The following is a 6,177-nucleotide window of genomic DNA, read 5'->3' as shown; positions in this document are numbered from 1 at the left end:
CGTGAAACCCGCCAATGCGACAGGCCCCCTGCCCGCCGTGCTGGTGATCCACGAAAACCGCGGGCTGAACCCCTATATCGAGGATGTCGCGCGTCGCCTTGCCAAGGCAGGGTTCATGGCGTTGGCACCTGACGGGCTGACGTCGGTCGGCGGCTATCCCGGCAATGACGCCGAAGGCCGCGATCTGCAAAGCAGCGTGGATTCGGAATTGCTGATGAATGACTTTTTCGCCGGTTTCGAACATCTGCTGGGCCGCGATGACAGCACTGGCGCTGTGGGCGCTGTCGGGTTCTGCTATGGCGGTGGCGTCGTGAACGCGCTGGCTGTGGCATACCCCGAGATGCGCGCAGGCGTACCGTTTTACGGAATGCAGGCCGCCGCCGCCGACGTGCCAAGGATCGAGGCACCGCTGTTGCTGCAGTATGCCGAACTGGATGAACGCGTAAACGCCGGTTGGCCCGCCTATGAAGAGGCGCTGAGAACCCATGACAAGGTCTATGAGGCGCATATCTACCCTGACACCAACCACGGCTTTCACAACGACAGTACCCCTCGTTATGACGAAGAGGCGGCGGAACTGGCATGGTCACGCACGGTAGAGTGGTTCAACACACATCTGACCTGAAACGCAAAAGGCCCGCCGTGATGGCGGGCCTTTATTCGTTTCGCGCCCGGATCACTCGATCTTGGGCAGCAATTCATCCAGCGACTTTTTCGCATCGCCATAGAACATCCGCGTGTTTTCCTTGTAGAACAGCGGATTTTCGATCCCGGAATAGCCGGTGCCTTGGCCACGTTTGGACACGAACACCTGTTTCGCTTTCCAGCATTCCAGCACCGGCATCCCGGCGATGGGGCTGTTGGGATCATCCTGTGCGGCGGGGTTCACGATGTCATTCGACCCGATCACGATGGCCACGTCTGTGGTGGGGAAATCATCGTTGATCTCGTCCATTTCCATCACGATGTCATAGGGCACCTTGGCCTCGGCCAGCAGGACGTTCATGTGGCCCGGCAGACGCCCAGCGACGGGGTGTATGGCGAAACGCACGTTCTTGCCGCGGGCGCGCAGTTTGCGCGTCAGTTCCGCGACCGCCGATTGCGCCTGCGCCACCGCCATGCCGTAGCCGGGGATGATGACGATGCTGTCCGCCTCGTTCAGCGCTGCGGCGACACCGTCGCTGTCGATGGCGATCTGTTCGCCTTCGACCGCCATCTGTTCACCCGCAGGGCCGCCAAAGCCGCCCAGAATGACGCTGATGAAACTGCGGTTCATTGCCTTGCACATGATATAGGACAGGATCGCACCCGAGGAGCCAACCAAAGCACCAACCACGATCAGAAGGTCATTGCCCAGGCTGAACCCGATCGCGGCTGCGGCCCAGCCGGAATAGGAGTTCAGCATCGACACGACGACCGGCATATCCGCGCCGCCGATGCCCATGATCAGGTGATAGCCGATGAACAGCGCCGCCAGCGTCATGATGAACAGAGGCAGGAAGCCACCGGTGTTGAAATACCAGATCAGCGACAGGACCGAAATCGCCGCAGCCGAGGCATTCAGCATATGCCCGCCGGGCAGCTTTGCCGCCGCCGTGTTCACCTTGCCTGACAACTTGCCATAGGCGATGACCGAGCCGGTAAAGGTGATCGCGCCGATGAAGATGCCCAGGAACAGCTCGACCCGCAGGATATTGATTTCGACCGGGGCTTTATAGGCCAGCAGCGCGGCAAAACCCTCCAGCGTGCTGCGTGCGACAGGTTCCATGCCCGCGACGCGGACAATCTCGAAATGGGCGATGAAGCCGACCAGCACCGCAGCCAGACCGACAAGGCTGTGCATCGCCGCGACCAGTTCCGGCATCTGCGTCATCTGCACCTTGGTCGCCAGTTGATAGCCGATGACACCACCGCCCGCGATCAGGATCAGTGACAGAAACCACAGGCCCGCACCGGGGCCGAACAGCGTCGCCGCCACCGCAAGCCCCATGCCCGCGATGCCGTACCAGACCGCGCGTTTCGCGCTTTCCTGTCCCGACAGACCACCAAGGGCGAGGATAAAGAGAACTGCCGCGACCACATAGGCCGCTGTTGTAAAACCGTATTCCATTGCTCTTTACCCCTTTACGACTTCTGGAACATGGCAAGCATGCGCCGTGTGACCAGAAAGCCGCCGAAAATGTTGATGCCGGTCATGAACACCGCAAGCGCGGCCAGCAGGATCACCAGATAGGACCCCGATCCGATCTGCATCAGCGCGCCCAGAATGATGATCGATGAAATCGCATTGGTGATCGACATCAGCGGGGTATGCAGGCTGTGCGCCACGCCCCAGATGACCTGAAAACCGACGAAGACCGCCAGCACGAAGACGATGAAATGCTGCATGAAGCTGGCAGGCGCCACCAGACCGACACCCAGCAACAAGACCGCACCAACTGCCAGCAGGGTTACCTGATTGCGGGTCTGTTCCTTGAAGGCGGCAACTTCTTTAGCGCGCTTCTCCTCGGCCGTCAGTTCCTTGACCGGCGCTTTTTTCGGCGCGGCAGCGATGGCTGCGATCTTGGGCTTTGGCGGTGGGAAAGTCACCTCTCCCTTATGCGTCGCGGTCGCGCCCCGGATCACGTCGTCATCCATATTGTGGACAGGCGTGCCGTCCTTGCCGGGTGTCAGATCCGTCACCATGTGGCGGATGTTGGTGGCATAAAGCGTCGAGGCCTGCGCCGCCATCCGGCTGGGGAAATCGGTGTACCCGATGATGGTCACGCCGTTGTCGGTGACGATCTTTTCGTCCTTGACGGTCAGCTTGCAATTGCCGCCGCGTTCAGCGGCAAGGTCGATGATAACCGAACCGGGCTTCATCGCCTTGACCATATCCTCGGTCCAGAGTTCCGGCGCGTCGCGGCCCGGGATCAGCGCGGTGGTGATCACGATATCCATATCCGGCGCGATTTCGCGGAACTTCGCGAGTTGCGCTGCCGCAAATTCGGGGCTGGACACGGCGGCATAGCCGCCGGTCGCGGACCCGTCCTGCTGTTCTTCCTTAAAATCCAGAAAGACGAATTGCGCGCCCATGGATTCGACTTGTTCCGCGACCTCTGGCCGCACGTCAAAGGCATAGGTGATCGCACCGAGCGAGGTCGACGTCCCGATCGCGGCCAGCCCTGCAACACCGGCACCGACGACCAGCACCTTGGCCGGTGGCACCTTGCCCGCTGCCGTGATCTGACCGGTGAAGAAGCGGCCAAAGTTATTGCCCGCCTCGATCACAGCACGATAACCTGCGATATTGGCCATTGATGACAGCGCGTCCATCTTCTGTGCGCGGCTGATGCGCGGCACCATATCCATGGCGATGACGGTCGCGCCCTTGGCATTGGCGGCATCCATCAGGGCCGTGTTCTGGGCCGGATAGAAGAAGGAAATCAGCGTCTGCCCCTCGCGCAGGCGCTTGATCTCGACATCTTCAGGGGGGCGGACCTTGGCGATGATATCGGCGGCCTTGTACAGCGCCGCGCCGGTTTTGACGATCTCGACCCCGGCATCAAGGTAAGCCTGATCGGTAAAGCCCGCAGGCACACCGGCCCCGGTTTCGATCACACATTCATAGCCCAGTTTTTGCAAATCCTTGGCCGAAGCGGGCGTCATTGCCACCCGGTTTTCGCCCGCAAATATCTCTTTTGGTGTGCCGATTTTCACGGACCATCCCCCATATTTGTGTCAGCAGTCAAAGTGACTTACCGTGGGTAAGATTATTTCACAAGGCAAGGGAGTAAAGTGCTTTCCTGTCGTTTGATGACAGCCGCGACCTGTGTCATTTCGCCCATCGCCTTTATCGCATGTAAATCGCCGCTTTGGGCTTGTCGCGGCGGGGCTGGCCAGTAGCATGGCCAAAACCGGAAAATCCGGCTGTGAGGAGAACAGATATGATCCGCGATTTTGCCCAGACCAAGGCGATGTTCCAGATGCCGCAGGATATGATCTATCTTGATGGCAATTCGCTTGGGCCCCTGCCGCGCGCCACCGCCGCGCGTCTCAATGATTGCGTCACCCGCGAATGGGGCGAGATGGTGATCACCGGCTGGAACCGCGCGGGATGGATGGCGCAGCCCACGGGCTATGCCGACCGGATCGGGCGGCTGATCGGGGCAGAGCCGGGCCATTGCGTGCTGGGCGATACGTTGTCGGTCAAGGTCTATCAGGCGCTGGCCGCAGCGCTTGATCTGGTGCCGGAAAGGCGGGTGATCCTGACCGATAGCGGCAATTTCCCGTCGGATATCTACATGGCCGAAGGGCTGATCAAGTCGCTGGATCGCGGTTACGAGCTGAAAATCGTCGACCCCGAAGATGTCGCCGATCACATCGACGAAAGCCTTGCCGTGCTGATGCTGACGCAGGTAGATTACCGCACTGGCCGCCTGCATGACATGCCCGTGCTGACCAAAGCCGCCCATGCCGCAGGTGCCATCGCGATCTGGGATCTGGCGCATTCGGCGGGGGCGATGGCAGTGGATGTCGCCGCAGGCGGCGCTGATTTCGCGGTGGGTTGCACCTATAAATACCTCAACGGCGGCCCCGGCGCGCCGGCTTTCATCTACGTCGCCCCGCGCCATATCGACAAATGCCAGCCTGCCTTGTCGGGGTGGCTCGGCCATGCGGCACCTTTTGCGTTTGAACCTGGCTATCGCCCCGGCACCGGCATTGAGCGGATGCGCGTCGGCACGCCGCCGGTGCTGCAATTGGCCGCACTCGATGCGTCACTCGATATCTGGGATCAGGTGGATCTGGACCAGATCCGCGCCGTCTCTGTCGCGCTGACGCAGCAGTTCATCCAAGGCGTCGAGGCCACTTGCCCAATGCTGACACTTGCCAGTCCGCGCGACCCGGCACAGCGCGGCTCTCAGGTGTCGTTCCGGTTTGAACATGGCTATGCCGCGATGCAGGCCTGTATCGCGCAGGGCGTGGTCGGTGATTTCCGCGCGCCCGATATCATGCGCTTTGGCTTTACGCCGCTGTTCATCGACGCGGATGATGTCGCCAAAGCGGTCGCGATCATCGCAAAGGTCATGAAGGATCAACTTTGGGACACCCCCGCATTCCGCCAAAAGGCGGCAGTGACATAGAACGCGCCGCAGCTTCACACCGCTTCAGGCGCCGGAAGACATAACCTCTGGCTCTGCCTCGCCTTGGTTGTCACTCGCCTTGCGCCCGTGCACATGCATGTTCAGCGCCGCCCCCAGCAGGATCAGATAGGCGCTGACATAAAGCCACAGCATCATGCCGATCACCGCGCCGATTGATCCGTAAACTTCGTTATAGCTGGCGAAATTCGACAGGTAATACGACAGCCCGGCAGAGGCCGCGACCCAGACCACGACAACCACCAGTGACCCGACCGTAATCCAGCGCCCGCGCTGTTCCCTGACTGGGCCAAAGCGGTAAAGCAGGCCAAGCCCCGCTAAAAGCACGCCCAGCGCGACAAGCCAGCGCAACCCTTCCAGCAACCAGGCAGTGCCGGTGGGGATCGGCAGAAGGGCCATGACGATGGGCAGAATAATGACGACACTGACGGCGATGATCGCCAGAAACACCAGCGCAACAGTCAGCAACAACGCCACGACGACCTGCACAAAGCCGTTGCGCTGCTCCTGTCCGGCGATTGCGTTCAGCCCGCCGATCAAGGCCCCCACAGCGGCCCGGCAGGACCACAGTGCCACCAGAATCGACAGTGCCGAGGCCCAGCCCAGCGTCTGCGCGGGCGCACTCACCAGCCCGCTGATCTGTGTTTCCAGCAAACGGTACGCATCGTTGGGAATGATATCCTCCATCAGCGTCAGTTGATCGGAAATCACCGCCGGGTCAGCGATCAACCCGAAAATCGCGATAATCGCGGCGAGCCCCGGAAAGATCCCGAACATCCCAAAAAACGCCACGCCTGCGGCGATCAGGCCCAGATGCTTTTCGCCTGCGGTCGCGAAAACCGCCACCGCGACCCGCCACATATGCTTGAGCTTCGACATATCTTACTGTTCCCCTCACACCTTGCTGTACTGAACAACCCGTACAGAAACGGACACGCTCGACCGGGTAGACACGCTAACATAGCGCAGAACAAAGGGAAATGTTCCACCCTGCCGCAGCCAGAATGCGATGGTGGTAAAGCTCTGCGTCTTTTGC

At 60.7% G+C, this 6,177-nt stretch carries 5 protein-coding genes; 2 read left to right on the top strand and 3 right to left on the bottom strand.

Annotated features, from left to right (window positions below; genetic code table 11):
• A partial coding sequence (locus ACK4TM_RS02785; protein WP_409696378.1) for a dienelactone hydrolase family protein occupies positions 1-625 on the top strand: 625 nt, incomplete at its 5' end.
• Positions 626-676: 51 nt separating this feature from the next.
• On the opposite strand, the gene ACK4TM_RS02780 is transcribed toward ACK4TM_RS02785, so the two are convergent.
• Together ACK4TM_RS02780 and ACK4TM_RS02775 are read right to left on the bottom strand one after the other, a co-directional pair.
• Positions 677-2,110 carry an NAD(P)(+) transhydrogenase (Re/Si-specific) subunit beta gene (locus ACK4TM_RS02780; RefSeq protein WP_409696375.1) on the bottom strand — a complete coding sequence of 478 codons (1,434 nt, stop codon included), beginning with the start codon at positions 2,108-2,110 and terminating at the stop codon, positions 677-679.
• A 14-nt stretch (positions 2,111-2,124) separates the two neighbouring features.
• On the bottom strand, positions 2,125-3,699 hold the full coding sequence (locus tag ACK4TM_RS02775) for a Re/Si-specific NAD(P)(+) transhydrogenase subunit alpha (RefSeq protein ID WP_409696372.1): 1,575 nt from the start codon (positions 3,697-3,699) through the stop codon (positions 2,125-2,127).
• A gap of 227 nt (positions 3,700-3,926) precedes the next feature.
• Here ACK4TM_RS02775 and kynU point away from each other — a divergent pair, with 227 nt between their 5' ends.
• On the top strand, positions 3,927-5,123 hold the full coding sequence (gene kynU, locus ACK4TM_RS02770; protein ID WP_409696369.1) for a kynureninase: 1,197 nt from the start codon (positions 3,927-3,929) through the stop codon (positions 5,121-5,123).
• 24 nt (positions 5,124-5,147) lie between these two features.
• Here the strand turns inward: kynU and ACK4TM_RS02765 are convergent, their stop codons facing one another.
• On the bottom strand, positions 5,148-6,020 hold the full coding sequence (locus tag ACK4TM_RS02765) for a YihY/virulence factor BrkB family protein (RefSeq protein ID WP_409696366.1): 873 nt from the start codon (positions 6,018-6,020) through the stop codon (positions 5,148-5,150).
• Positions 6,021-6,177: the final 157 nt, after the last annotated feature.

The sequence above is a fragment of the Yoonia sp. genome, from assembly GCF_046292185.1.
In the GTDB taxonomy this organism is placed as follows: Bacteria; Pseudomonadota; Alphaproteobacteria; order Rhodobacterales; family Rhodobacteraceae; genus Yoonia.
The sequence above is the reverse complement of the archived record's forward strand: the minus strand, read 5'-3'. Positions and strand labels throughout refer to the sequence as shown.